Origin of the sequence: Paenibacillus sp. MMS20-IR301, from assembly GCF_032302195.1 — a bacterium.
In the GTDB taxonomy this organism is placed as follows: domain Bacteria; phylum Bacillota; class Bacilli; order Paenibacillales; family Paenibacillaceae; genus Paenibacillus_AQ.
Genome location: NZ_CP135275.1, coordinates 4,453,620 through 4,479,045 on the forward strand (window position 1 = coordinate 4,453,620; position 25,426 = coordinate 4,479,045).

Below are 25,426 nucleotides of genomic sequence, written 5' to 3' on the forward strand. Positions count from 1 at the left end.
GATAATACCGGAAAGTAATCCAGAATTCAGCAGAAAGGGGCCTCTAGCATGCCTCAGCATCAGCAGAAAGGGCAGAAGAAGACCCGGGACCCTGTAGAGACATCCGTCCCTGCACCGCTGCCCCTGCAGCTATCCCTGGAGAATAATCTGCAGGAGATAAAGCGGCGGACCGGGAACAGCTCGGACATCGTAATCCGTACCTTCACCAATGAACCGCTAAACCCGCTCTCTCTGGCGTTTATATATGTTGACGGTCTTGTAAATGCGGATTCCGTCAACCAGACCGTACTGCAGCCTCTGATGGAGAGTGTCCCCCTGAAGAGCCAGGAACTCCCCCCTGCAGCTGCCTATGCCCTGATCAAGGACCAGATGCTGCCGGTTGGTGGCGTCAGCGAAGGAAAGACGCTCGAAGCCCTGCTGCCGCTGCTCTTCGAAGGCTACACGCTGATTCTGTTCGACGGCATTCAGACCGCGCTGGCTGCAGATACCTCCGGCTGGGAGAAGCGCAGCATCAATGAACCCACCTCACAGGGAGTCATCCGCGGACCCAAAGAAGGCTTCACGGAAAGCCTGCGCACAGGCACCTCCATGCTGCGCCGCCGGCTGAAGACGACGGATCTGCGGATTGAGGAGTACAAGATCGGCCAGCGGACGCAGACCGGGATTGCGCTTGTCTATCTGGCAGGGATCGCCAGCGAGCAGGTGCTGGCCGAAATCCGCCGCCGGCTGGACGCTATTAATACAGACAGTATTCTGGAGAGTAATTATATTGAAGAATTCATCCAGGACGGCGGGCTGACCCCGTTCCCTACGATCCAGAATACGGAGCGCCCCGATGCGATGGCCGGCGGTATTCTGGAGGGCCAGGTCGGAATTATTATTGACGGCACCCCTTTCGCCCTGCTGGCGCCGTCTACCTTCTTTAACTTTTTCCAGTCCAGTGAGGATTACTATCAGCGGTATGATATCTCCTCCTTTCTGCGGCTGATCCGTTACGGCGCTTTCTTCGTATCTATGCTGCTGCCTGCGCTCTATATTGCCGTGACGACCTTCCACCAGGAAATGCTGCCGACTACGCTGCTGATCAGCCTGGCTGCCCAGCGCGAAGGGGTGCCGCTGCCGGCACTTGCAGAGGCGCTGCTCATGGAGCTTACCTTCGATGTGCTGCGCGAGGCCGGGGTGCGCATGCCGCGCACCATCGGTCCGGCAATTTCCATTGTCGGAGCACTGGTGCTGGGGCAGGCCGCTGTACAGGCAGGCCTGGTCTCGGCTGCGATGGTTATTGTCGTTTCTTTTACCGCGATCTCGAACTTCGTGATTCCGTCACTGGCTATCGCCAACTCGATCCGGCTGATCCGCTTCGTCATGATGTTCATCGCTTCCACACTCGGCTTGTTCGGTATCATGTCCTTCCTGATGGTGCTGCTGATTCATGTAGCGGGCCTTCGCTCGTTCGGAGTGCCTTACCTGTCTCCCGTAGCGCCGATGATTCCGCGTTATCTGAAGGATGTCTTCATCCGCGTTCCCCTATGGACTATGAATATGCGGCCCAAGACCGATCTCGGCAAAGAAACACGCAGACAAGGAGCGAACCAGAAGCCACAGCCGGTTGAAACAGCATCCCAGCAGCAGGCAGACCAGCCACAGCCGCGGAAGGAGGATCCCCTTTGAACGGAAAAATCGGCACCACCCAGGCATCCCTGCTGATTGTCAATACGATTCTGCCTACGGCTACCATCGTCCTGCCCGTCATCATCACCAATTACTCGGAGCAGGATGCACCGCTGGCGATCTTTATGTCAACAGCAGCCGGGCTGCTTGTCGCCGCGATTGTCGGAACTGTAATCCGGAACAGTAACGGTGCTCCTTTTCTGGACTGGGTCCGGGAGAAGACCTCTCCGGTAGTAGCCGTTATTCTCGGCCTGTTCATGCTGCAGTTCTATCTGGATACAACGGCAACGATTCTGCGAGAATTCGTTAACTTCATCAAAGATAATGTGTTAATTGACACACCGGTAACTGTATTGGTGGTGCTGATTCTGCTGATTACGATCTACATGGTCAGGCAAGGCCTGGAGTCTATTGCCAGAGTGAACACCCTGGTCATTCTGCTGTATTTCGTCTTTCTTCCACTGTATCTGTTCGGCTTGTTCAGTGATCTCAATGTGCATTATTTACTGCCGATGTTCGATCACACCCTGGCTGAAATCACCCTGGCCAGCCTGACACCGGCCACCTGGATGAGCGAGGTGGCCGTGCTGCTGTTCCTCGCCCCTTATCTGCAGTATCCGCAGCGGGCACGGATTATCGGCTGGGCCGGTCTTATTTTCGTTTCGGTACTGATGATGTTCTCCCTGATCATAGCCTTAATGGTTTTTGGCCCGGATTTCATCAAGCTGAGCGCTTATCCGGGCTTCTCTACCGTCAGCATTATCCGCATTGGACGATTTATAGAAAAGCTGGACAGCCTCTTCATTGCTTACTGGGTACTGTCGATTTATCTCAAAGTCTCCATCTTCCTGTTCGTCACAGTCGAGTGCTTCAAGCAGACCTTCCGGGTCAGCAGCAGCCGGCCCTTCATCGGGGCGCTGGGTCTGCTGATTGCACTGGAATGCCTCTTCTCCTGGCAGAGCTCGGTCAAGCTCAATCTGTACAACAAGGAAGGCCGTTATCTGGTATTCCTTCTGTTCAATGTGCTTGTTCCGCTGGGAGCGGTTCTGCTGAACCGGGTCCGGAAAGCCAAGCGGAAAGGAGCGGGAACATGAATACAAGAATACATCTGCGGCAAGTGTTCTGCCTTGCACTTTGCCTTCCGCTGCTGTCCGCGCTGCTCTCCGGCTGCTGGGATGACCGTGAGCTGAATGAGCTCGGAATCACCTCCGGTTCAGCGTATGACTGGGAGAATAACCAATGGAAGGCTACCTATCAGGTCATAAACCCTTCATCCGGGGCAAGCGGAATGGGCGGCAGCGGGGGCGGCAGTACCAGTTCTCCGCCATTCCTCACTTTTACGGTAAAAGGGAATACCATTATGGAAGCAATAGAACGGACCAATCTGACCAGTACCCGCGAAATGTTCTTCTCCCACTCCCGGATTACCGTTATCGGAGAAAGCTTAGCTAAGCATGGCATTAACCAGCTGCTTGATATGTTCCTGCGCAAGCAGGACGCCCGGGAGACGGTCTATGTATTTATCGCAAAGGGTGATGCCGGAGATATTCTGGATCAGCTGATGCAAATGACCAAGAATCAAGGCGCCGGGATTCAGCTGATGATCGAGCAGGAGTCTAGGCTGCTCTCCTACTATCCCGGAACACGCCTGTTTGAGCTGGCTATGGCTCTGTCCTCTGAATCCGGTGCAGCTACCCTGCCGGAGATTCTGCTGACCGGACCTGAGATTATGGATGAGACCAGCGAGACCGGCATTACCGATCTCCCTTCCCGGCTGGCTCTGGGCAGGCTGGGCGTAATCAAGGGAGAGAAGTTTGCCGGCTGGCTGAACCAGAGGCAGGCGTTCGGGTTATCTTTTCTGACAGACAACATCAAGACGGCTACAATCGCCTTCGCTTCCCGGCCGCAGACCAGCGATAAGCTGGATGCTTCATTTGTTCTCCAGAACTCAACCACGACCGTACGCCCGGTCTGGACCAAGGATCATTACATTATGGATGTGGATATCAAGGGCAGCGGGATTCTGTCAGAGCTCGGCAGTGTCATGGATCTCAATGACCGCGCTGCCATTACCGAAATGGAGGACTCACTTGAGCAGCAGGTGCTGGAGCTGGTAAATGCCTCATGGTCAGAGGTCAAAAAGCTGGGGGCTGACGTTACGGGCTTTGCCGTGAGAATTCACCGCAGTGACCGCAAGCGCTGGAAGCAGATAGAGAAGGAGAAGAGCTGGGAGAGTGTCTTCCAGGAGATAGAAATCCGGCCGCATGTCTCGTTCCAGATTGAGCGGACCGGCCTCAGCAACAAATCATTCAAGTCCGTCCAGCAGGAGTAAAGGAGCTTGCCCATGAAGATCGCTGTCACTCTTGCGCTCTACGTTCTTGCTTACTTATGGGGCTGGACGAAGCTGCGCGGCCAAGGCCGCCAGCTGCACCGGCTGTGGTACGGGTGTATTCTGGCCTACTGCGCATATATCAACATTTGCGGGATTACAAGAACGCCGCATATTTCCCTTAGCATCTTGTACACGGCATATTTCCAGCCTGCAGGCAGAGCTATCATCAATTGGTTAGGAGGCTGATTACAGATCATGCCCAACAAAGAACAGGTGTCGTCTCTGCAAATCGCATTCATGATAATGCTGTTTGAAATCGGCAGCACCCCGCTGTTCCTGCTCGGCGGCAAAGCGAAGCAGGATTCCTGGCTGGCGATGTGTACAGGCTCAGCTGCGGGCTTCCTCCTGCTCCTTCTTCTGATGTGGATTCAGCACCGCTGCCCGGACAAGGACCTGATGGGGATGCTGATCTTCCATTTCGGCAAAATCGCCGGCACCTCCATAGGAGGAGTCTATGTTATTTATTTCGCTTATCAGTCTATGCGCAATGTCCGGGACCTCGGCGAGCTTACAGCCATGACGCTGCTTCCCAAAACCCCGATGTTCGTCACGATGCTGGTCTTCATTCTGCTGGCCCTTTATGCGATCTGGAAGGGAGCCGAGGTCGTCTTCCGCCTGCCGGAGGTATTACTGCCGGTGATGCTCTTCTTCTATTTCGTGCTTGTTCTGCTGCTTGGAATTATGGGCTCGATTGATTTCCGGCACCTTGCGCCGGTGATGGGGGACGGGCTGATGCCTGTTATCAAGGCAGCGCTGCCGGATATCGTCTCTTTTCCCTTCGGCCAGATGATTGTTTTTCTGATGCTGTGGTCCTTATGGGAGAAGCCCGGTGTGCCTGTAAAATATACAGTGAACGCCTATCTGCTGATCAGCCTGTTCCTGATCTTCATGAATGCCCTTAATGTGGCGGTGCTCGGCCCGACGATTGCCGGCATCAGCCAGCTGCCTTTTCTCAAAACTGTCCGGACGCTGTCGAACCTTAAATTCGTGGAACGGCTCGATATTCTGGTGACGGTCCAGCTCTTTCTGGGGCTGCTGGTCAAAATGATGCTCTTCTTCTTCTGTTCGGTAAAAGCAGTAAGTGAGCTGACCGGCAAACCGGCCAGATGGTGGGTCTTTCCGGTAGGCGCAGTCATCTTCAGCGCTTCGTTTCTGGAGCGGGATTATACACAGCATATTGCCGTCGGCCTGGGGCCGAGCCTTAAGCTTGATCCGCTGTTCCAGGTCGCAATTCCGCTGCTGCTGACGCTCTCCATTCTGATACGCAGCCGGTTCAAACGCCCTTCCTCCTGATCTGGAATCAAATGTTTCTTAAGGGAAACTTTTTTGTTGCAGGGACAAATTGATTTACGTATACTAATATTGTGGTAAGGAGCAATATTCTGAGCCCAGTGCACATTTGACCCGAAAGAAGGAGATCCTATGGCCGGAGGCATTATTCCATTATCCGAAGCTGTGAACGGCAGCACGCTGCGCATCTGCAGCATTGAAGTTCAGGGTGTACTGCGGAGAAGATTACTCGATCTCGGATTTGTAGCCGGAAATGCGGTGGAAGTGCTGCGGCGCAGTCCGCTTGGAGATCCGGCAGCATTTCGGGTAAGCAATACAACAATCGCCCTGCGCCGGGAAGAGAGTTCATTAATCTATGGAGAATTAATCGGAGGCGATGAAGGATGAGCCAATATACTGTCGCCTTCGCAGGCAACCCCAACACTGGAAAAAGCACGCTGTTCAACCTGCTCACCGGCATGCGCCAGCATACCGGCAACTGGGCAGGCAAAACTGTAGTCACCGCTGAAGGCAAATTCACCCACAAGGATCACACTTACCTGGCCGTCGATCTGCCCGGTACCTACTCACTCTATTCCAATTCTGCCGATGAAGAGGCTGCGCGGGATTATATTATTTTTGAGCAGCCGGATGTTACGCTTGTAGTTCTGGATGCCACTTCACTGGAACGTAATCTCAATCTTGCCCTGCAGGTGCTGGAGATTACCGGGCGGGCTGTAGTCTGCATTAATCTGATTGATGAAGCCCGGCGGCTTGGAATTGATATTAATCTAAAGAAGATATCTAAGCGTCTCGGTGTACCGGTTACAGCGATCTCCGCCCGTAATCACATCGGCATTACAGAACTGCTGGATCAGGTGGAGCGTGTGGCTACCCGCGGATTCACGGCAGCACCGCTGAAGATTACTTATAACGAATCGATTGAGCAAGGTATAGCAGAGCTGCTCCCTGCGGTTGAGCAGACCGTCGGATCAATGTATCCCGCACGCTGGATCGCCCTGCGCCTGCTGGACGGTGATCACAGCCTGCTCAGCTCCATTAAAGCCCATATGGCCCGCAAGGATATTCCCGTAAATAAGGAGGTTGCCCATCATGGAATCACCGCATGCCATTAAGGGCCATGATGCTATGGATTCTCTGCTTACAGCCGCGAAGAATCTGGCCGACAAAGGCTCCATCCGCGATGAGATTGTCAGCGGAATTTATGGTGTATCCGCGAGCATCTGCAGCGATGCCGTTACTTATCAAGATAAGAAAAAGCTGGACAGCACTTTTAAGCTGGATAATATCGTTACCTCTAAGCTTTGGGGTTTTCCCATCATGCTCGCCGGTCTTGGCCTCGTCTTCTGGATAACGATTGCCGGAGCCAATTACCCTTCAAGCTGGCTGGCCTCGCTGTTCGGCTGGATTGAAGGCTATCTGACCGCCGGCTTCGAAGCCGTTCACGCTCCGGCCTGGCTGCATGGCGTGCTGGTGCTTGGCCTGTACCGCGGAACCTCATGGGTCATTAGTGTCATGCTGCCGCCGATGATGATTTTCTTCCCGGTGTTCGCGCTGCTGGAGAATTTCGGATATCTGCCCCGGGTGGCTTTTAATATGGACCGCTTGTTCAAGAAATCCGGCGGACACGGCAAACAAGCCCTGACGATGTCGATGGGCTTCGGCTGCAACGCTGCAGCCATTCTCTCTACCCGCATTATCGAATCGCCCCGCGAACGGATGCTGGCGATTCTGACCAATAACTTCGTTCCTTGCAACGGCCGCTGGCCGACTCTTATTCTGCTCTCATCCATGTTTATGGTCGGTGCTGCCACTACCGGAATGCTCCGCACCTTCTCCACCGCCCTGGTGCTGATGGGCATCGTGCTTGTCGGTATTACGGTTACACTGACTGTATCCTGGGTGATGTCGAAGACAGCGCTGCGCGGTGTGCCCACCCACTATACACTGGAGCTTCCGCCTTACCGCCGTCCGCAAATCTGGAAGACTATCGTCCGGTCCTCCAAAGAGAAGTCCCTGAATGTGCTGACGCGTGCCATCATCGTCGCTGCACCAGCCGGCATCCTTACCTGGATTCTCGGCAATGTCATGGTCGGCGGAGAGAGTGTACTGAATCATATGGCCGCCTTCTTCGATCCCTTCGCCCAGCTGCTCGGCATGGACGGCTTCATTATTATGGCCTTCATCCTCGGGCTGCCGGCCAATGAAATCGTGCTGCCGATTCTGCTCATGGGCTATATGTCCTCAGGGGCCATGGTGGATATTGAAGGCCTCGGGAGCATCAAGGACATCTTCCTGAGCCACGGCTGGACCTGGCTGACTGCGCTGAATATGATGCTGTTCTCCCTGCTTCACTATCCTTGCGGCACCACACTGGTGAATATCTACAAGGAGACCAAAAGCATGAAGTGGGCAGTGCTCTCGGCCGTCATTCCGCTCGGCATCGCCATCGCCGTCACCTTCGCAGTGGCCTCGGCCGCCCGGCTGTTCGGCTGGGTGTGACGGGAATATTTCACCCGGCTGCCCGGCCGGGTGATGGCTATGCCACGAGATAGGCAAAGTTTATAATCGTGAGTTCAGTTTCATTGCAGCATAAGAGCAAGGTCCCACTCCGGATTCTGCTCGCCAAGCAAAGAAGCCAGCACTAGAGCAACACCTGAGGCCCCGGTTAGAAATCCGGCTTCATCTACTCTAGTAAGAGTACCTTCACGCAAGCTATCATCATAGTACCCGAATAGTGATTCGGGTTCATATAAATACAATAATTCTTCAAGATGCTTGTCACGGAGAGTGAGCAGGCTATTGTCGCCAGTCTCTGAATACATTCTTTGAAGCAGATGTATCAAACCGCTGGATCCGTGACATAAGATTCCCAAGTTGGATTTCACACTTACTGGTTCGCGATTTGCAATCGTAGAGTAGGCCCGCTTACCTGTCTCTAACCATTTATCATTATTAAGCGCTTTGCCGGCCAGCCATAAGGACCTGGCAATACCCGGGGCACCATAACACCATGAATCCCGGTTATCAATTCCGACGGACGGCAAATCCTCCTTGACCCATTCTTCAAAGGAAACACGGCCCGGAAACACTATTCCGTTCTCATCCTGAATAGCACACTTACACAGAAACTCTGCTAACTTATAGATGTCAGCTGTGACAGCATCATTCATTATGCCCTTTGAATACGAAATACTGAGAAAAGCCAGAGGACCGCTTACCCCATGGGATAGTCCTAAATTAAAATTCCCATTCGGATAACGGCTTGACTCTTCTGCAAGAAACTGGTTCTCAGATGATACATGCCAAGCAGGAACGGTATATCCGTTAATATGTTTTTCCCCACAGTATAAATGAAATAACTCAACAATACTTTCCAGGGCACTTCTCATTAGAGGGCGTTCACTGAATAATAAGGCGACACGGCCTATACCGGACAGCCCCTGAATCACATCATAATCACCCATTCTTACCACCCCGGCTTTCCAGTGGACCCGTATCTCCGACAAAACATAGGGAATTCTTTCCTCAAACAAATCAGCAAGATTATTAATCATGCCAGAGTACCGTGTACGTCCCCGTGACAAAGCCTGCACAGCCAGCAGCACACCAGCTAATCCATTAAACAGAGACAGATTATATACCCCTTCCGCCTCAATTGTCTGCCGGACCAGCCCGAGATATTGATGACCCACAAGATCCCAGCCTCCATCCGGATACAGCTGATCAAGCTGCCCCATCAATAAGCATATGCCTGGAAAGCCACTTGCCAAGCTGAGGTCTCTCCAGCGTTCGTAGCTTATTCCATCCAGTTCTTCTGCAGGAACTTGTTGCATGAGTGCCCGTACCTTCTCCGGCTCTTTATACCGCTCGGCAATTTCCAGAAGAACCTGCAACGCTCGTTCGCGCAGAGGCCCCGTAATCGGCCGCCATATTGTTTTATCGAGTTCCTTATCCATTATGGACCCCAACCCCTTCCAAGGCTTCTTCGGCAGTTTTGAACGAGTCCGCCTGAACACGATACATTTCTTCGTAAACTCCGCCTAGTGCCATCAGTTCAGCATGCGTCCCTTCTTCAATAATGCAGCCATTATCCATAACTAGAATCAGATCTGCTAATTGTGCAGAACCAAACCTGTGAGTTACAAAGATGCCGATACGTTCTTTCATCAGATCACGGAACAGCAAGAACAAATCCCGCTCCGATAACGGATCCAGGGAAGAGCTGGGCTCATCCAGAATATAAACATCAGCACTACGTACGACTGCACGGGCAATTGCTACACGTTGCCATTGTCCTCCGGATAGCTGGAAACCGTCATCAAACCATCTCCCTAACTGTGTATCCAAGCCCTCAGGCAGTTGCTCTATAATCTGATCTATCGCTGCATATTTTGCTGCACGCATGATTTCTGCATCATTCTCCAATAAATCAAGCGAACCAAATCCAATATTATGTCTTGCCGTCATCTCATATTGAACAAAATCCTGGAAAACCACACTTATTTGTTCTTGAAATCTCTTAATGTTTAACTCGGAGATATCCTGTCCGTTGACCTTTATAGAACCGCTATACCCTCCATATAATTGCATGAGCAGTTTTATCAAGGTTGATTTCCCGGATCCGTTTTTCCCTACCAGTGCAACTGTCTTTCCTCTTTGCAAGGTCAGCGATACATTCTTCACTGCATCATACAATTTGCCGGGGTAGCGAAAAGTAACGTCATCAAAGATGATTTCTTGAATATTCAATTCGTTTAAGGACGAGTCCGTTTGTTGTAGTTGCAGCTCGGCAGGATCAGAAGTATCTCTTGCCAGAAAAAGAAATAACTGCTCCAGATAAAGGTTGTTCTGAGCAAATTGAACTCCGCCCTGTACAATCATCTTCATCTGGCTTTGCGCAAGAATAACCGCTTGAATATAACCAAATAAGCTGCCTATAAGAATCTGTCTGGAATATGCCTCCTGTAAGGCAACACCAATTAAGCACATAAGGACCACAAGCTCCAAGAAGTCATAAACAAGCGTAACCCAGGTTCGTTTTTTTAACATACGCCGGTCGGTATTAAAGAAGCCCTGCATCAAGACACGGTATTTTTCTAGCAAAAAGGAACCAAGCCGATAAATTTTAATTTCTTTAAACGTACTTTCGTTAGTTAGCAGATATGTAATATACCAAGATTGCCGTATTAGCGGCGTACGCCCCATATCAATCTGAAATTGCTCACGATTTATTTTCACTATAGAATATATTGAAATAAATGAAGTAACTATGAGGACAAGAAGAATCCACCATTTCCAGACCATCAGCAGCACCGCTGAAGAGGTAACTGTAATAAGACTTGAAGCCAGGCTCATGATCAGGGATAACATCTGATAAGGACGGGTTCCGGCTTCTTGTTGAGCGCGCTTAAGTTGATCAGAAACAGCCGGATTTTCATAATCCTGAAGTCCAAGAGTAGTTGACTTGTCACAAATCATTATATTTAGAGATTGAGATACAAAATGCTGAAAGTTGCCTTCAACATATTGCTGAACAGAATCTATAATGTTCTTCATTGCAAATACGAAAAAAAATATTAAAAACTGCCACAGCATCCATGTCTTATCAGATTGCCAAGCTAAAGAAACACTATTCAGCAGGTTTTGCGTTGACAGCAAGACAATTACCGGCATAAAGCCTTGTACCATATATAGAGTCATACTCATTATGGTGTACCGTTTACTGACCCTAAACATAAGTTTAATTAATTCAATTCCCTGAGTTACGGAATGAACCACTTCATAAGTATTCCCCCCGTTTCCCCTTTCGTGCTGTGTCATCCTTTTTTCCTCCGGTATTGAACCAGACTATTTACGGCATGCCGGGTCATAATCATTATCTTTCTTTCCTGATTACGATCAATTCCTAACAGCCGGTTTAAATGCATATGAATGATGCTTAACAGCACATCCTCTTTGGAGTTGAACAATGTGCCCCCGGTTTCCTGTTTCATGAATTCAGCAGCATAATCTCTTAGAGCAGCTGTCCGCAATTCCAAAATGTTATACACGGTTGCTCCATCAGGACAGTCGGGCAAGGATACTGAGGAGTCTGCGCCTAGCAGCTGCATAAGCAGCGTCCGTGCCTGACGGAACTCGTTCAGATACTCCTTCACATCAAAGTGACGATTAAACAAAGCCAGTATTTCTGCATGGCTATAGCCGAATTGCCGCAGGATCTCGACGACACTTATTACCGCAACAACCTCCTGGCTGAGTTCAATCTGATTAAAGCGCATTAACCGGATAAGCTCTGCAGAAACCTCACTATCTGCTGAGAAGACTACTTCTGCCAGTGGCATTAACTGCGGTCCGCCGTAACGCTCCAATTCAGGCTCATAAGTATCCACTACAACTTTAGATATCATTCCATCCTGGAGTAAAGCAGCTGTCCACTCGTAGAAAAGCGGCATGAATTTCCCCGTTTTTTCTGTAGATCCGGTAAAAAACCTGGCCCTGATATGTTGTTCCGGATCTGAATACCTTATAAAATAGGCATGCTCCACAGCGCCTATTTCATTACAGCCTTGAGAAAATGCCTGCCAGTGTCTGGCAAGAAATTCATCCTGCCGGCTATCAATACCGTAAAGCTTGGCATAAAACCATGTATCTCCAGGCAGGAAAATCCGCTGCGATTTCTCTGTAATTGGCAACAGGACATTCTCTCTTGAACCAGTAGTCATTAGAGCTGATTCTTTATTCGCGTCATGATCTGAATACCGCTTTACAAGAGGGAAGACAAATTCTGCAATTAACCGGCCGTCTTCACGATGAACCGGGTGTCCGTTAAATTCACCAAAGTGTTCAATAAACGTTACTTCATGGTTAGTAATCAAGTCCTTGCAGACCTCTTCAATATGTAAGGGGTTATGTAGATCAAGCATTATTCTATTGTCAAAATGAATCATATAGGCATAACGGGGAACTTTCCATTCTGCAAGAAAATCTTCTACCAGCGGCTTACAATCGGCTTTGTTGCCTAGATCAATTATTTCTTGTGGTAATCTCAGGTTCCACGTTGCGTGAGATAAAATAATATTCTTGTATCGGATACGCGGAGTAAATGGAGAAACGTCCAGTATTCCCCAGTCCAGCCTTCTCCATCTCCTGTATCCCTGCTGATTCACTTCCCGCAGGAAGCGATATACATTGGGCGACTCATTTATATTAAGCATGTGGTTAGCTGTCGCCATTATTTCTTGGTTATACTTAAGAGATTTCACATAAAAATATCCGTCCCTTACACCCACGACCAAATCATTAGGTTTAACCTGCTTTTCCTCAGGAATAATCTGATTGGTTCCCATTGCCATCTCGTAGTTTCTGAAATTCTCAGTAAGTACAACGTTAGTCACCCGGCCGGCACTCGGGAGATAAGAAATCTCCGTAATTAATTTATCCGGAACAATCTGTTCCTCCTTTTGATTGATTACTTTGAATAAATCCTTAAATGGATCTCCAAGAATATCAATAAACCTTCCGAAAGTCATTCCTGCACCATGTGAGCCTGCATAGGGACCCAGAACAAGCGTGTAATCCCCATTATCAACAGCCTTTTCATCTTCGGCCAGAATGGAGAAGAACAGTTCCATAGAAGGCAGAAATGGGCGCGTATCTTTACTTTCACTTCCAATTAATTCTTGAATCATTACTTCATCCAGGACAATTTCCTGTTCTTCTTTATGGAGACTGGAAAGAAGCCATTTAACCATGCATTGCTCCCGTCTGGAGGTAAGGGGCGCAGCCGGGCTTTTAATGTTTCTTCTGCTTTGGGGGTAGCGGTATGTCGCCGGCGCACCCAATCCGAGCTCCTCATCCAGCAGCTCCAGCAATGGAATCTCACGGTGAGGACCATATTTTTCCAGAAAATCATCGCAGTATTCTCTCAGATGCGGACTTTCCTGCGGTTCCGCTGAGAAGCTCATAAGAAGTTCAGCAGCCAGTTCTATGTCTTTACGGACTGTATGATTAATCCGAATAGCCTGGTCTCCAAAAGACATATCGATCTGTAGCAGAGAGGGAACATCCACAATAGCCTTCATTTCCTCATACAAATTCAAGAGCTTTGCTTCTCCTGAGCCTACTGGCGTTTCTTCATAATCTCTAATCTGTTCACGTATGTACAACAAATCAGCAGTTAACTTCTCAACCCCTGATACTTCCTGCAAAGCCGTAATAAGGTATTCTAACGGCTTTGCATTCGTAGTAGGAGGCCGTAGTGCGGAAATTAAGAATTCCTGATTGAATAATTGCCATATGTATTGGCTGATTGTATCTATACCGGCTTCCGGGAACTCCTTATGAACTGTTTGTACCAGCTTGGAGTATTGAACCGGCCGCTCGCAGGCTCTCATAACAGTCTCAAAGGCCATAGTAGCACGTACAGACACGCTGTTATTTTCCCCCAGATCAAGCGTGCCGTATTTTGCGGTATATGGAATCTTCGCTCTCTCACCCTGGCGATAAATAAGCGAGTTTTGCTGTACTTGAAGCTGAGACACGATCTCTTCCTGGCTTTCTATGTTCTCAATAATTTTAAGAAACCATTCCATATCCGGCCGGGCACGTTTTCTGTAAGCAGGCGTATCATTCATTGTCATAGCAGACCGCTGATCAAACATTCCGTATGTTACACCCGAAAATAACCCAAAGGGAGTGGGTCTACTTAGCATCCGAAGCAAATATCTCATGAAGCCTTTGATCACTTGCCTTTGTTTTCGCGGATTGCTGCTGTTATCAAGATGAGCCAAGGAATCCAGCAGACTCGGGCTGGAGGCTGCTATTGCTTCCCGTATTACTGGTGATTTAGACAAGCTTATAAGATACGCCAGCGAGGTCTCACGCAGTTTCTCCTGGTCCTCACATTCCCGGGGGAAGTACTCTTTGAAGCGGTCTATTGATAGCAATGGCGCACGCAGCATGAAAAAATCTAGGGTTTCATAGTGATACGATTTCTGTGACATGATGCCCTCCTGAATGAGTTCTCAAATGCTCTTTCTATTCCATTGAACGAAACTTACAAGAGTAAAGACAAGCAAGCTGCCCCCCAGATAGAACCAGAAGACGCTGTGTCCTGTATCGCTCAGGACATCAAGAACTACTGAGAATGGATTATTTAAGATAAGAAATTCTGAATTCATCAAATAAATCACGAATGGAAGGAACAGAATCAAGATAAAAGCTATAACGGATATAGGAACAAAAAAACAAATAACACTACTCATCATTAGCATTAAAGTGCAGGTAAGAAAGTGTATTCCAAACAGCTTAAAGCTATAGATATTGGCTTGTATAGAGCTAACCTGTGTCGTGGAATGATACAAAACTGCAGATGAGCTATGCGGTAAAAATACCCACGCCAGAATTGTTGATAAGACATATGTAGCCGCAATAAAAATGAAGATCACTTCTAATTGTGCATAGAGTTTGACAAGTAAATGTTGAAAACGCCCAAACGGGCGAAGCATGTAGAACCGGTAGGCACCTGAGGTAATTTCATCGCATAATGAGCCTATAGCAAAGATAGGAACAATAATGGCCTGAACAATAAATGACATATCCTGCAGCACAAACCATGATAGATTTAAATTAGTAAGCACGGCCCTACCTTCGCCGTAATCATACACGCCTTCCCCCTTCTGTATAAGACGGAAGGCATAGATGGCGACAATACATAAATAAGCTATTATTAGAAAGAGTACACGCTTTCTTTTCCAAACCCGTTCCCTTTCACTAACTAATAACCCTAACATTTCATCACCCCTTAATGTGCATAATCTTCATAAATAAACCGGCGATAGGCAATCCATGTCCCTATAGAAACATGAATGATTAATATAATGGAGATGAACAGCAGCACCAAATTATTGCCTAGCAACACATGATCTATCCCGTTCTTTTGCATTAGCGGAATGAAGATCAGGGCTATAGCATTATTCACGAGTGGCGGCATCGAGGCTCCAATATCATAAATCAGCCGCTCAAAAATTAATGGAATTATAATATAAGATAAGCCAATGCCTATAGAGTATGTTACGTTCTTGCTAAACATAGCTATACTCGACAGCAGACTGGATAATCCGATTAAGGTTGCGAAAGCCAGCGCATACTGTTGTAAAGTATCGCTTGCGATCAGCGCAGAATGTTGAGATGGAAGCTTAATAATTCCCATAATCATCAAACAAATCCCGAAAGAAAGAAGCAGCAATAATATGGTCAAATACAGCACTATAATTTTCCCTGCAAAAATCTGCCCTTTAGAATATTGACGTATAAACAGGAGACGCATTCTTCCGCTATAATAGTCCTCAGTAAATATGGTCGCCACAAACGGCAAAAGTACAAAGTTACAAATGATAGGAAGCAGTTCTCTCAGACCGACAAACATAAGTTTGTTTGAGAATGTATAATTCATGCTGTTAGGCGAAACAGAATGATTAATCCAAGCAAAATAGTTAGCCAAACAATAAGCTATCACCGGAATCCCCAGAAAAACAAGCCATACCCATTTTCTAGTCCACAGTCTTTCAAATTCACTGTAAATTAGCGATTTCATGATTGCATCAACTCAATAAAAGATTCTTCAAGTCTTCTTCCGTCAGATACCATTTCTCCGATTTTACCATTCCAGATAATCGTACCTTCCCGTAAAATAATTAACTGATCACACATCTGCTGCAGCTCATCGAGCAAATGACTGGATACTAAAAAGGTCAGCCCTTTCTCATCACGCAAATTAAATATAATTTTTCTTAATTCATGCATTCCCATTGGATCTAGGCCATTGGAAGGTTCATCCAGCAACAGTAATTGCGGGTTGCCAAGAAGAGCCTGCGCTATACCCAGACGTTGTTTCATACCAAGGGAGTACGTCTTTACCCGGTCATTGCATCGTTCCAGCAGTCCTACAGATTTAAGTATTTTATTAATATGGGCATCTCTGTCCGATGAGGATATTTCAGGATGAAGCCGGGATAGATTCCTGAGGACTTGCTTTCCGGTCATATAGTCGAAGAATACGGGGGATTCGATAATAGCGCCAATTCGTGCCAAGGCCTGTGACCGTTCCTTCTTCAGATCAAAAGAGTCTATCTGAATCTGCCCGCCGCTAGGCTCTATTAAACCTGTTATCATACGCATCAGAGTTGTCTTTCCAGCTCCGTTAGGTCCGATAAAACCGTAGATTTTCCCCTTTTCTAAGACAAAAGAGGTTTCATTAATAATCATTTTACGCCCCATCTTCTTACTAACCTTGTCAACCTTAACAATGGAATCAGACATTTGAGTGACCTCCTCTGATGTTTAAATTATGTGACTCACTCCAAATGTACTGGAGCGAGTCACATAGAACATTACAATTTCAAGGTATAATTTCTACTAACAAAGATTGAAACACGTATTGGTGAAACAGCCGCTGTTTTTAGTAACACAAGTATCTGTGCAGGTAGTGGTGAATTTTACAGTGCAACCAGAAAGACTTGTGAATTGGGGCTGAACTTTGCCACCCGATTTTGTTACCTGTACATCCAAATCAAATTGATTATTAGCCATTATGCCTTCTCCTTTGGGTCAATTAATAAATTAACCATAGTTATTTTTGAAGAAGCTTATGAACATACCGCTGAGCTGGTACCCGCACAGAATACGATACAAGTTCTTCTACCATTTATAATATATATTTTTATATATTTAACCAGTGGGATATTTTTATCCCACTTTAGGGTATTTTTGCATTTTCCTTGAATAAGCCTCTTCGTTCGGCTAATTTCACCGCTTCTTTACAATTGCCAACCTGCAGTTTTGAAAGAATATGTTTGACATGCGTTTTTGTAGTTTCAAATCCAACATTCATGATTTTGCTGATTTGAGGCTTTGAATTGCCTTGATACAAGTATGTAATAACCTGGCGTTCAACAGGAGTAAGTAATTGGTCAAACATTTGCGTTCTCAATCTGCGAAATTCTCCACAAATTATTGGTGTAGCATCCGGATGAATGGAGACCCGTTTCAAATGCACATCACGGATAGCAATTGCAATGTCTTCGAAATTATGCTTCATCAAGAAATTGACCGCTCCGGCACAAAAGATGTCTGTGATGATTTCCAGATCATTGACCGAGGACAAGACGATGATATCAACCTGTTGTATTTCTGATAATTTAGTGATGATGTCAAAGCCATTGTTAGGAGAATCATTCAGCAGTACTTCCATTACAATCACATCCACCTTGGACTGCTGCATATGGATAATAGCTTCCTGCTCTGACGACACGCTTGCGGTAAGAGTAATGTTGGATTGCCCTCTTATGTATTGTTTGATCTTGTCACGCCATAGAATATCTTCATCAATATGTAAAACAGAGATATTGTCCACTATTTCACCTTCCAATGTAAGTTCTAAAGAGCGGCCTTGACTGCCTTGATGTAGAAGAAACGGACGATTAAGAAGTACATTGCCTGAATCAACAGATATATGCCCAGTACTGTAACTGATTCCTTAAGCAAGGAATATTGAAACATGACCGAAAGTGTAATCATTGCAATCATTCCATGGGTCAAAGTGATAATAGTAGGTACGAGAAATACCAGAAAAATTTGCCTGGTCAACATGCCGGTTAGCTCTTTCCGGGTGATCCCTATCCGCGAAACAGATTTGAATTTTGCCTTGTCGGCATCCAAATCACAGAATAAGCGGAAGTAAAGGAAACTGCCTGCTGATAGAAAGAGAACCACACCTACAAATAATCCAACGAAGAGAATTGATCCAATACTTTGCCTGGAATACAGTATTTCATAATCACGTGCGTAGAATTCAAATTCTGAACCGGTGCCCTCCAGTTCCTTTGACAACTGTTCACCGGCACCAGACAATTCCGGATATGGAGTCCCCGTATACCAAACATAGTAGTTGACTATTTTGATTGGCTTTGGCAACCGGGCATAATCTTCATCTGCCATAACAATATAATTGTGATGACTGCGTATTACGGAGCTTGATATTTCCCGAGTTACTTTTACCGTGCTTCCTGTTACCGAAATTAAGTTGTTAGTCAAAAAAGAAGACTCTTGGCTTGAATTAAACTTCCTGGAGTGAACTACAATGGCGGAACCGGCTGAAATGTCGGTACCAGGTTCATCAAGGATACGCGCAAAATGGTTATACTGTGAGCTGCTCACAATTAAAGCGGCAGCTGCTCCACCGGGAACGGTATAATAGTGCAAAGCTTCACTTACTTCAGAAGTTTTGGTATGGGCTTGCGCAAGTTTATTATTTATTTGCAAGATATGTTCCCGTTCTGCCGGGTTTCCCGGATAAGATAAGTAATACAATGAAAATGGATTCTCCGTTGATAAAGTATCATCGACCATATTCTGCAGACTGTAGAATGAACCAATAGAACAGCAGGAAACCGTAGAGATCATAGCCACCAGAAAAAAGGTGCGGGTATTATCCTTCATCCGGTACGCGAGATCTGATATGAGCACCATATTGCTTTTACGCCAGAGTATTGCCTCGTTCCGTCTTAAGAAGTGAATAAGGAACACACTGAACTGTGAAATCAACAAGTAAGTTCCAAGCATAACCATAATTATTGTGGGAACCATGGTCCGGGATAAGTTCTCCAGATTCGTATGCAGCGCAGAATAATAACCTGCTAATAGTCCCGCTGCTCCGAGCAGAGACAGCAGACCTGAGGCTTCTGGCTCTTTAGAGGTCAGATCTCCGGATTTCAGCAGATTAATCACGGTTCCGCCACGAACAACCTTAGTAATAAAGAACGAAATGCAAATGAACAATACCGAGAAACAGAGTATGGTAAGTGCAATCGCCTTAAACGGGAAATAAAAGGATAGCCGGATCTTGAATTCCAGGATATTTTCACCGATCATCAAAATCGCTTTGGCAAAGATTAAGCCTAAAAATATTCCCCCGGTTATGGAGACGATACCAATCAGTACATTTTCCCAAAATACCAAAAACCGCAATTGTTTTCCCGAAATGCCAAGGATCATTAACTGCCCGAATTCCTTCTTACGTGACTTTAGAAAAACATTCATGGAATAGAGAATATAGAAGATTGAAAATACATATATGATCCATTTAGATGTCGAAAGCGAGAAAGCTGCGGCAATGGTAAGGTCCAAATTCAAAATTACGGGATGATAAGAAAAAATGGAAAATGTGAAAAAAATCATTACTGTAAAAATGCTGCTAAGCACATACGCTAAATATAGCCTTTTACTGCGGGTAACATTACGGAACACGAATTGACGGAAATTCACTGTTGTACCCTCCCAACAATGCAAGGGTATCTGTAATTTTTTGAAAAAAGGATTGTCTCTGTTCACCACAATGAATCTCTGCATAAAACAGACCGTCTTTAATAAAAATCACTCTGTTACAAAAGCTGGCGGAAAAGGCGTCATGGGTGACAAGCACCATTGTGGTCCCCTTACTCCGGTTAAGCTCTCTCAATAATTCCATCACATTGCGGGCGGACTTAGAATCCAGATTTCCTGTAGGCTCATCGGCCAGCAGGAGCTTGGGATCGTTAATCATCGCTCTGGCAATGGCAGTTCGTTGTGCTTGCCCGCCTGAAATTTCGTAAATACGTTTTTTCAGAATGCCTGTGAGTTCAAGCCGCTCTGCAATCTCCTCTTTCCTTCTTCTGATGTAATTTATTTCTTGTCCGTCCAGAGTTAAGGGAAGTACAATGTTCTCCTCAACAGTTAATGAATGCATAAGATTGAAATCCTGAAACACAAATCCCAGTTCTTTTCTGCGGAATACAGCCATCTCATCTTTGGTCAATTCAGTAAGAATCCTGCCGTTTATTACAATTTCGCCAGTGGTGGGTGTATCAATTGTAGCAATGATATTTAGAAGGGTTGTTTTTCCGCTGCCGGAAGGGCCCATAATACCAACAAACTCCCCCTTTTCAACAGACAGGCTAATATTGGATAAAGCCCGGTAAGCTATTTTCCCCTCATAGATCTTGCTAACCTGCTTAAGACTAAGCATCTATTGATATCCTCCTTCAGCAAGCCCGCTTGCCTTGGTATTAGTATATCTCTTCTCCTAAAAACTGAGCTATCGTTCTCTCTTTCAATTTCCTTACATCAGTGTAAGGTTTGGTACGATGTAAAAATAAGCCTGACGGTTGTCCCTTTCCCAACTGCAGACTCCAACTCCATCAGGTGCCCCAGATGATCTGCCGCCTCTTTGCTGAGATATAAGCCCATCCCCGTGGCCTCCCGGAGCTTCCTTCCGTTGTCTCCGGTAAAAAAGGGATCAAATACACGTTTTATATCTGTTACAGGGATGCCTATCCCGTTGTCCCGGACCTCAAGTACAGCCTGCTGCTCCCGGAGATAGGATGAAATAATTAACTTCTCGTTAGTCTTCCCCTTCACCGCCGAATATTTGATGCCGTTATTAATAAGCTGAAGCAGAATGAAGAAGAGCCATTTCTCATCGGATTCCACACTCAACCCTGTAGTATGGTCGTGAAACTCGGGATAAATCTGATTGCGGATAAAAAGACGCTTGTTCTCATGGAGAACCTCCCTTACCACATTCGATAAGCGCACCGGCTTGATATGAAAGTCTTGTTCGAAGGAACGCAGCCGCGCCATATACAATATCGTTGTTAAACCGCCGCTCATGCGCTCTATCTCTTCACGGATACTTGACAATTCAGGTTCGTCAATACTTTGAATAGTTAACTCAATAATGGATAGAGGGGTTTTCATATGATGCACCCACTGGTTCATGAAGGCCAGATGCTGCTCCTGCTGATGCTGTAAAGAATCCAGCTTATGCTGATATAGGCGGAATTGCATCTGCAGAAGCTGTTCAAGGGCTTCGGCAACGGGAGCATCACCAATCTTCTGAAAAGAGGAATCCCAGGTATCAAGCGGCTTATTAAGAAATTCATAATATTTTTTGCGGCTATAATAATGATAGAGTAAGTAACATGCCAGCAGAAAGAGTCCGATAAATACGGAATATAGCGCAGGCCACAGGCTGCGGTAACCATCAAGCCAAAAGATCGCCAGAATCATTCCAAACTGCAGAAGCTGAACAGCAATCAGTAAGGCGTGCTCACGGAAAAACAACTTCATACTTCCTCCTGCTGGGCCCAAACAGATGTATTAAGCAAATAGCCCATTCCCCTTACCGTCAGAATTCCCTGATCAATGCCGATTTCGTGCAGTTTTTTTCTTAACCGGTTGATATTTACATTAAGGGTATTCTCATCTATGTATACCTGGTCATCCCACAACTTCTCGAGCAGCATCTCTCTGCTGGATATACGGGGATAACGTTCAAGCAGGAGCTCCATTAAGTCGCATTCCTTTTTGGTCAGAATGGTCATTTGCTCTCCTAAATGCAATTCCAGCCGTTCCGGATATAGTACCAGCCCCTGAGATTCAACCACTCTCTCCTCATATCTAAAAGCATACTCCCCGTAAGCCCTGCGCAGATGGCTTTGTATCTTGGCCATCACAACCCCATAGTGAAAAGGCTTGACGATATAATCATCCCCGCCATTTTCAAGTGCCATGATCTGATCCATCTCACCGGACCGGGCCGAGATAAACAGAACAGGACAAGTTGAGATTTTACGGATTTGCCGGCACCAGTAATACCCATCGTAGCTTGGCAGATTAATATCAAGTAACACAAGAACCGGGCTGAAGGCTGTAAAATCCTCCATTACATGAAGCAAATCTTGAACTAAATGCACTTGATACCCATAACGCTCAATATACGTCTGTAGAAGCCCGGCAATTTTAGGATCATCTTCTACAAGCATAATTTTCTGCATCATACTTAAGTCTCCTTTTTTATTCATTCAACACCTTGGATAAAAAGACCTCAAAAGGATTATTATACCACCATACCTATTTCTCTCAAAGATTTCTGTTATAGATTTGCTATAGATATAAGATCATCCAATATATGTATACACTTATTCCGGAAAAACGTTCTGCCCTGCTGCGGCGGACTCCGCCAACCGGGATGCCGGCAAGCCGATATTCATCCCCTTTTATTCCGCCGCCCCCTGCGCTGCTGCCTCCTATTCCCGCCATTTGACTCCCTTTCTCCTAAATGTTAGGGTGAATTGGAAGCTATTATTTTCCGGGAGGGAATGTTCATGACGGTAGTGAAGCTCAGTATCGGTTACGATGAATTCGAAGAGGGCAAGCGGATTGTTGAGGAGATTGAACGCTTAAGCAGCAGCCCGGAGGCGGGTGAATTAACCAGCCTGACAATCGGCGATTGGGGTCAAGCCTATGAGACCAGTTCAGAGGAGGTTGTCCAGGCGCTGGTGAAGCACAGTGCCAGCTTCCCTGCGCTGCGCAGCCTGTTCATCGGGGAAATGAGCTATGAGGAATGTGAAATTTCATGGATTAACCAGACCGATCTCTCACCGCTGCTCCCTGCTTATCCGGAGCTGCAATCATTGACGATACAAGGCGGGACGGATCTCCGGCTGAGCGGCCTGCAGCATGACAAGCTCGAAGAATTGATTATTATTACGGGCGGACTCAGCCGGAATGTGCTGGCAGACATCGCCGCCGCCGCGCTGCCGAATCTGCAGAAGCTGGAGCTGTATCTTGGGGTAGACGAATACGGCTTTGACGGCGGGCTGGAGGATTTGCTCCCGCTGATTGAACCGGGGAAATTTCCTAAGCTCACCTATCTGGGACTGAAAAACAGTGAAATTCAAGATGAAATCGCCGCTGCCTTAGCAGATGCCCCGATTCTGGACCAGCTGGAGACGCTCGATCTGTCGCTGGGCACTCTTAGCGACACCGGAGCCGAAGCGCTGCTCGCAAGCGGACGGATCCAGGGACTGAAGCTGCTCAACCTGAGCCGCCACTATATGTCTGATGAAATGATGCTGCGCCTCAAGAACAGCGGCCTGCCGGCCGATGTCAGCGACCAGCAGACAAGCGATGATGAAGACGACTGGCGTTATCCGTCCATTACCGAGTGAGGCCCGCTGCTGAGCCGCTGATCGTGTTCTGCAATCCCGGCGACAGGCGCGCGGACGGCATCCGGCAGGCGCGGAGCCGGCTCGGAATGCCGCCGGCGGTCCTGATCCCTTACGCCGGGCTGCTGCAGGGCCGGCCGCTGGCTGAGCTGCTGGAGCAGGCGGGACAGCAGCAGAATGAGCTACCGCCGCTGCTCCGGCTGGAATCGCCGGGCGGCAGCTTCGCGCTCGAGCGCGCCCTGATTGCGCTCGGTGCGCCGGATGCGCCGGACGGAGATGATTCGCTGCATCCCTTCGGGCAGCAGCCGGACCTCCGTCCGTTAAGCTTCCGAACCGCCGGGGCGCTCAAGGAGCTGCCCGGCGTGCTGCATCACCCGTCCCAGTGGTTCCGCGGCTACTGCCGGCTGCTGGGACGGATTCAGCGGGAAGCGGAGCAGCTTCTGCCCGCCTCCCGCTGGACCAATCATCCCGGGGAGATCGCCGCGATGACCGATAAACGCCGGACACAGCAGATTCTGGCTGCGTCCGGCGTTCCGGTTCCACGGCCCCTGCGCAGCAGCAGCGGACAAGCGCCGGTGGACTACGCTTCCCTCCGCGAGCTGATGGTCTCGCAGCGGATGCACCGCGTCTTCATCAAGCTGGCCTGCGGCTCTGCCGCCTCCGGCGTGATCGCCTATCAGCTTAACCCCGCAACGGGAGCTGAGATTGCAATAACTACCATCGGGGTCGAGAACTACATCACCCGTCCCCCGGTGTACTATAATTCCGGCAAGCTGCAGCGCTACACCGGTTCTGCCATACTCGCCGGCATCATCAACTGGCTCTACCGCCACGGCGCCTATGCCGAGCAGTGGATCCCGAAGCCCGGCGGAAGCGGAGAATCCTTCGATATCCGCCAGCTGGTCGTGGCAGGCCGGGCCTGCCATGCCGTTGCCCGGGTGAGCACCACGCCGATCACCAATCTGCATCTGCGCAGCCGCCGGATGACCCCGGCCGGGGCCGGACTAACGGAGGAGCTGCAGGCACAGGTTCGGCTGACCGCCGAGCAGGCGCTGGCCGCTTTTCCGCGTTCATCCATCGCGGGAATTGATGTACTGGTGGGCAGCTCCGGCCGGACGTATACGGCGGATGTGAACCCTTTTGGCGACTTGTTATACGATGTGGAATACGAGGGCTGCAGCACCTACGAATGGGAAATGAAGCAGCTGACCGGGAGGAATCTGTCCCTATGACTGATATGAATGCCGTTGTCGGCACCCATGATATCTTGATGATCACACTCGACACGCTGCGCTATGATGCCGCTGTGCTGGAGGAGGCGAATTGCCCCAATCTGTGCGGCAACGGCTCCTGGGAACTGCGGCACACGCCCGGCAGCTTTACTTATGCGGCCCATCATGCCTTCTTCGGCGGATTCCTGCCCACGCCGGCCACGACGGACAAAGCCGGGCATATACGGCTGTTCCATTCCCGGAATACCGGCCTTGCAACGCATCCCCATACCTGGTTGTTTGATACGCCGGATATGGTGTCAGGGCTGGCGGCGGCGGGATATCAGACCGTATGTATCGGGGGCGTTATTTTTTTCAGCAAAAAAGTGCCGCTGGCCCGTGTCCTCCCCGGCTACTTCCAGCACAGCTACTGGCGGATGACGTTCGGGGTGACGAATCCGCGCTCAACGGAGCATCAGGTAAATCATGCGCTGAAACTACTGGATAATACCGCACTGGATCAGCGTCTGTTCATGTTCATTAATGTCTCGGCGATTCACGGCCCGAGCCATATCTTCCTGCCGGGGGCGAAGCGTGATTCCGTGGACAGCCAGCGTGCTGCCCTGCGCTATGCCGACGGTGAACTGGGGCGTCTGCTGGCTGCCTTCCGCGAGCGCGGCAATCCGGTCTTCTGCATGGTGTTCTCCGACCACGGTGAGGCATTCGGGGAAGACGGCTATCACGGCCACCGGCTGGCGCATGACACGGTATGGAATGTCCCTTACCGCGAGTTCATCCTCTGACAGCACACCTGC

Annotated in this window: 22 protein-coding genes; 11 read left to right on the plus strand and 11 right to left on the minus strand. The window is 48.3% G+C overall.

Going from position 1 to position 25,426, the window contains the following annotated elements; translation table 11 throughout:
- Positions 1 to 48 precede the first annotated feature (48 nt).
- The 8 genes from LOS79_RS19190 (at position 49) to LOS79_RS19225 (ending at position 7,855) form a co-directional block, all read left to right on the plus strand.
- Positions 49 to 1,671: a spore germination protein gene (locus LOS79_RS19190; RefSeq protein ID WP_315411655.1), complete on the plus strand. Its 1,623-nt coding sequence runs from the start codon at positions 49 to 51 to the stop codon at positions 1,669 to 1,671.
- Positions 1,668 to 2,765, plus strand: a complete 1,098-nt coding sequence (locus tag LOS79_RS19195) for a GerAB/ArcD/ProY family transporter (RefSeq protein WP_315411656.1) — start codon at positions 1,668 to 1,670, stop codon at positions 2,763 to 2,765. The genes LOS79_RS19190 and LOS79_RS19195 overlap by 4 nt, the downstream gene beginning before the upstream one ends.
- The gene (locus LOS79_RS19200) at positions 2,762 to 4,003 is read left to right on the plus strand and encodes a Ger(x)C family spore germination protein (protein WP_315411657.1); all 1,242 of its coding nucleotides are present in this window, start codon (positions 2,762 to 2,764) and stop codon (positions 4,001 to 4,003) included. The genes LOS79_RS19195 and LOS79_RS19200 overlap by 4 nt, the downstream gene beginning before the upstream one ends.
- 12 nt (positions 4,004 to 4,015) lie before the next feature.
- On the plus strand, positions 4,016 to 4,249 hold the full coding sequence (locus LOS79_RS19205; protein ID WP_315411658.1) for a hypothetical protein: 234 nt from the start codon (positions 4,016 to 4,018) through the stop codon (positions 4,247 to 4,249).
- A gap of 9 nt (positions 4,250 to 4,258) precedes the next feature.
- Positions 4,259 to 5,356: a GerAB/ArcD/ProY family transporter gene (locus LOS79_RS19210; protein ID WP_315411659.1), complete on the plus strand. Its 1,098-nt coding sequence runs from the start codon at positions 4,259 to 4,261 to the stop codon at positions 5,354 to 5,356.
- A 129-nt stretch (positions 5,357 to 5,485) separates the two neighbouring features.
- Positions 5,486 to 5,740 carry a FeoA family protein gene (locus LOS79_RS19215; RefSeq protein ID WP_315411660.1) on the plus strand — a complete coding sequence of 85 codons (255 nt, stop codon included), beginning with the start codon at positions 5,486 to 5,488 and terminating at the stop codon, positions 5,738 to 5,740.
- Positions 5,737 to 6,468 carry a FeoB small GTPase domain-containing protein gene (locus tag LOS79_RS19220; RefSeq protein WP_315411661.1) on the plus strand — a complete coding sequence of 244 codons (732 nt, stop codon included), beginning with the start codon at positions 5,737 to 5,739 and terminating at the stop codon, positions 6,466 to 6,468. Before LOS79_RS19215 ends, LOS79_RS19220 begins: the two co-directional genes overlap by 4 nt.
- On the plus strand, positions 6,446 to 7,855 hold the full coding sequence (locus LOS79_RS19225) for a nucleoside recognition domain-containing protein (protein WP_315411662.1): 1,410 nt from the start codon (positions 6,446 to 6,448) through the stop codon (positions 7,853 to 7,855). Before LOS79_RS19220 ends, LOS79_RS19225 begins: the two co-directional genes overlap by 23 nt.
- Positions 7,856 to 7,935: 80 nt before the next feature.
- Here LOS79_RS19225 and LOS79_RS19230 read toward each other — a convergent pair whose 3' ends face one another.
- The 11 genes from LOS79_RS19230 to LOS79_RS19280 form a co-directional block, all read right to left on the minus strand.
- Entirely contained in the window at positions 7,936 to 9,312 is a 1,377-nt protein-coding gene (locus LOS79_RS19230) for a lanthionine synthetase C family protein (RefSeq protein ID WP_315411663.1), read from the minus strand.
- A complete protein-coding gene (locus LOS79_RS19235) occupies positions 9,305 to 11,176 on the minus strand; it encodes an ABC transporter ATP-binding protein (RefSeq protein ID WP_315411664.1) in 1,872 nt (623 codons plus the stop codon). The genes LOS79_RS19230 and LOS79_RS19235 overlap by 8 nt, the downstream gene beginning before the upstream one ends.
- Complete coding sequence (locus LOS79_RS19240) at positions 11,173 to 14,358, minus strand: lantibiotic dehydratase (RefSeq protein ID WP_315411665.1); 3,186 nt, start codon at positions 14,356 to 14,358, stop codon at positions 11,173 to 11,175. The genes LOS79_RS19235 and LOS79_RS19240 overlap by 4 nt, the downstream gene beginning before the upstream one ends.
- Positions 14,359 to 14,379: 21 nt before the next feature.
- A complete protein-coding gene (locus LOS79_RS19245; RefSeq protein WP_315411666.1) occupies positions 14,380 to 15,147 on the minus strand; it encodes a hypothetical protein in 768 nt (255 codons plus the stop codon).
- A gap of 11 nt (positions 15,148 to 15,158) precedes the next feature.
- Positions 15,159 to 15,950: a DUF2705 family protein gene (locus LOS79_RS19250; RefSeq protein ID WP_315411667.1), complete on the minus strand. Its 792-nt coding sequence runs from the start codon at positions 15,948 to 15,950 to the stop codon at positions 15,159 to 15,161.
- On the minus strand, positions 15,947 to 16,675 hold the full coding sequence (locus LOS79_RS19255) for an ABC transporter ATP-binding protein (RefSeq protein WP_315411668.1): 729 nt from the start codon (positions 16,673 to 16,675) through the stop codon (positions 15,947 to 15,949). Before LOS79_RS19255 ends, LOS79_RS19250 begins: the two co-directional genes overlap by 4 nt.
- Positions 16,676 to 17,111: 436 nt before the next feature.
- On the minus strand, positions 17,112 to 17,768 hold the full coding sequence (locus tag LOS79_RS19260) for a response regulator (protein ID WP_315411669.1): 657 nt from the start codon (positions 17,766 to 17,768) through the stop codon (positions 17,112 to 17,114).
- 23 nt (positions 17,769 to 17,791) lie between these two features.
- On the minus strand, positions 17,792 to 19,678 hold the full coding sequence (locus LOS79_RS19265; protein ID WP_315411670.1) for an ABC transporter permease: 1,887 nt from the start codon (positions 19,676 to 19,678) through the stop codon (positions 17,792 to 17,794).
- Positions 19,650 to 20,417 carry an ABC transporter ATP-binding protein gene (locus tag LOS79_RS19270; RefSeq protein WP_315411671.1) on the minus strand — a complete coding sequence of 256 codons (768 nt, stop codon included), beginning with the start codon at positions 20,415 to 20,417 and terminating at the stop codon, positions 19,650 to 19,652. Before LOS79_RS19270 ends, LOS79_RS19265 begins: the two co-directional genes overlap by 29 nt.
- 98 nt (positions 20,418 to 20,515) lie before the next feature.
- Positions 20,516 to 21,520, minus strand: coding sequence for a sensor histidine kinase (locus LOS79_RS19275; RefSeq protein WP_315411672.1), 1,005 nt, complete (start codon positions 21,518 to 21,520; stop codon positions 20,516 to 20,518).
- Complete coding sequence (locus LOS79_RS19280; RefSeq protein ID WP_315422329.1) at positions 21,517 to 22,227, minus strand: response regulator; 711 nt, start codon at positions 22,225 to 22,227, stop codon at positions 21,517 to 21,519. The genes LOS79_RS19275 and LOS79_RS19280 overlap by 4 nt, the downstream gene beginning before the upstream one ends.
- Before the next feature lie 330 nt (positions 22,228 to 22,557).
- Between LOS79_RS19280 and LOS79_RS19285 the strand changes: the two genes are divergently transcribed.
- The 3 genes from LOS79_RS19285 to LOS79_RS19295 are packed head-to-tail and all read left to right on the plus strand — an operon-like array spanning position 22,558 to position 25,414.
- Positions 22,558 to 23,403, plus strand: a complete 846-nt coding sequence (locus tag LOS79_RS19285; protein ID WP_315411673.1) for an STM4015 family protein — start codon at positions 22,558 to 22,560, stop codon at positions 23,401 to 23,403.
- Positions 23,400 to 24,632, plus strand: a complete 1,233-nt coding sequence (locus LOS79_RS19290; RefSeq protein WP_315411674.1) for an STM4014 family protein — start codon at positions 23,400 to 23,402, stop codon at positions 24,630 to 24,632. The genes LOS79_RS19285 and LOS79_RS19290 overlap by 4 nt, the downstream gene beginning before the upstream one ends.
- The gene (locus LOS79_RS19295) at positions 24,629 to 25,414 is read left to right on the plus strand and encodes an STM4013/SEN3800 family hydrolase (RefSeq protein WP_315411675.1); all 786 of its coding nucleotides are present in this window, start codon (positions 24,629 to 24,631) and stop codon (positions 25,412 to 25,414) included. Before LOS79_RS19290 ends, LOS79_RS19295 begins: the two co-directional genes overlap by 4 nt.
- The last annotated feature ends 12 nt before the right edge of the window (positions 25,415 to 25,426 follow it).

Excerpts from the sequence above, each read along its gene's own strand:
- LOS79_RS19190 (WP_315411655.1), top strand. The coding sequence starts at position 49 with ATGCCTCAGCATCAGCAGAAAGGGCAGAAGAAGACCCGGGACCCTGTA.
- LOS79_RS19200 (WP_315411657.1), top strand. The coding sequence starts at position 2,762 with ATGAATACAAGAATACATCTGCGGCAAGTGTTCTGCCTTGCACTTTGC.
- LOS79_RS19205 (WP_315411658.1), top strand. The coding sequence starts at position 4,016 with ATGAAGATCGCTGTCACTCTTGCGCTCTACGTTCTTGCTTACTTATGG.
- LOS79_RS19210 (WP_315411659.1), top strand. The coding sequence starts at position 4,259 with ATGCCCAACAAAGAACAGGTGTCGTCTCTGCAAATCGCATTCATGATA.
- LOS79_RS19215 (WP_315411660.1), top strand. The coding sequence starts at position 5,486 with ATGGCCGGAGGCATTATTCCATTATCCGAAGCTGTGAACGGCAGCACG.
- LOS79_RS19220 (WP_315411661.1), top strand. The coding sequence starts at position 5,737 with ATGAGCCAATATACTGTCGCCTTCGCAGGCAACCCCAACACTGGAAAA.
- LOS79_RS19225 (WP_315411662.1), top strand. The coding sequence starts at position 6,446 with ATGGAATCACCGCATGCCATTAAGGGCCATGATGCTATGGATTCTCTG.
- LOS79_RS19230 (WP_315411663.1), bottom strand. The coding sequence starts at position 9,312 with ATGGATAAGGAACTCGATAAAACAATATGGCGGCCGATTACGGGGCCT.
- LOS79_RS19235 (WP_315411664.1), bottom strand. The coding sequence starts at position 11,176 with ATGACACAGCACGAAAGGGGAAACGGGGGGAATACTTATGAAGTGGTT.
- LOS79_RS19240 (WP_315411665.1), bottom strand. The coding sequence starts at position 14,358 with ATGTCACAGAAATCGTATCACTATGAAACCCTAGATTTTTTCATGCTG.
- LOS79_RS19245 (WP_315411666.1), bottom strand. The coding sequence starts at position 15,147 with ATGTTAGGGTTATTAGTTAGTGAAAGGGAACGGGTTTGGAAAAGAAAG.
- LOS79_RS19250 (WP_315411667.1), bottom strand. The coding sequence starts at position 15,950 with ATGAAATCGCTAATTTACAGTGAATTTGAAAGACTGTGGACTAGAAAA.
- LOS79_RS19255 (WP_315411668.1), bottom strand. The coding sequence starts at position 16,675 with ATGTCTGATTCCATTGTTAAGGTTGACAAGGTTAGTAAGAAGATGGGG.
- LOS79_RS19270 (WP_315411671.1), bottom strand. The coding sequence starts at position 20,417 with ATGCTTAGTCTTAAGCAGGTTAGCAAGATCTATGAGGGGAAAATAGCT.
- LOS79_RS19275 (WP_315411672.1), bottom strand. The coding sequence starts at position 21,520 with ATGAAGTTGTTTTTCCGTGAGCACGCCTTACTGATTGCTGTTCAGCTT.
- LOS79_RS19280 (WP_315422329.1), bottom strand. The coding sequence starts at position 22,227 with ATGCAGAAAATTATGCTTGTAGAAGATGATCCTAAAATTGCCGGGCTT.
- LOS79_RS19285 (WP_315411673.1), top strand. The coding sequence starts at position 22,558 with ATGACGGTAGTGAAGCTCAGTATCGGTTACGATGAATTCGAAGAGGGC.
- LOS79_RS19295 (WP_315411675.1), top strand. The coding sequence starts at position 24,629 with ATGACTGATATGAATGCCGTTGTCGGCACCCATGATATCTTGATGATC.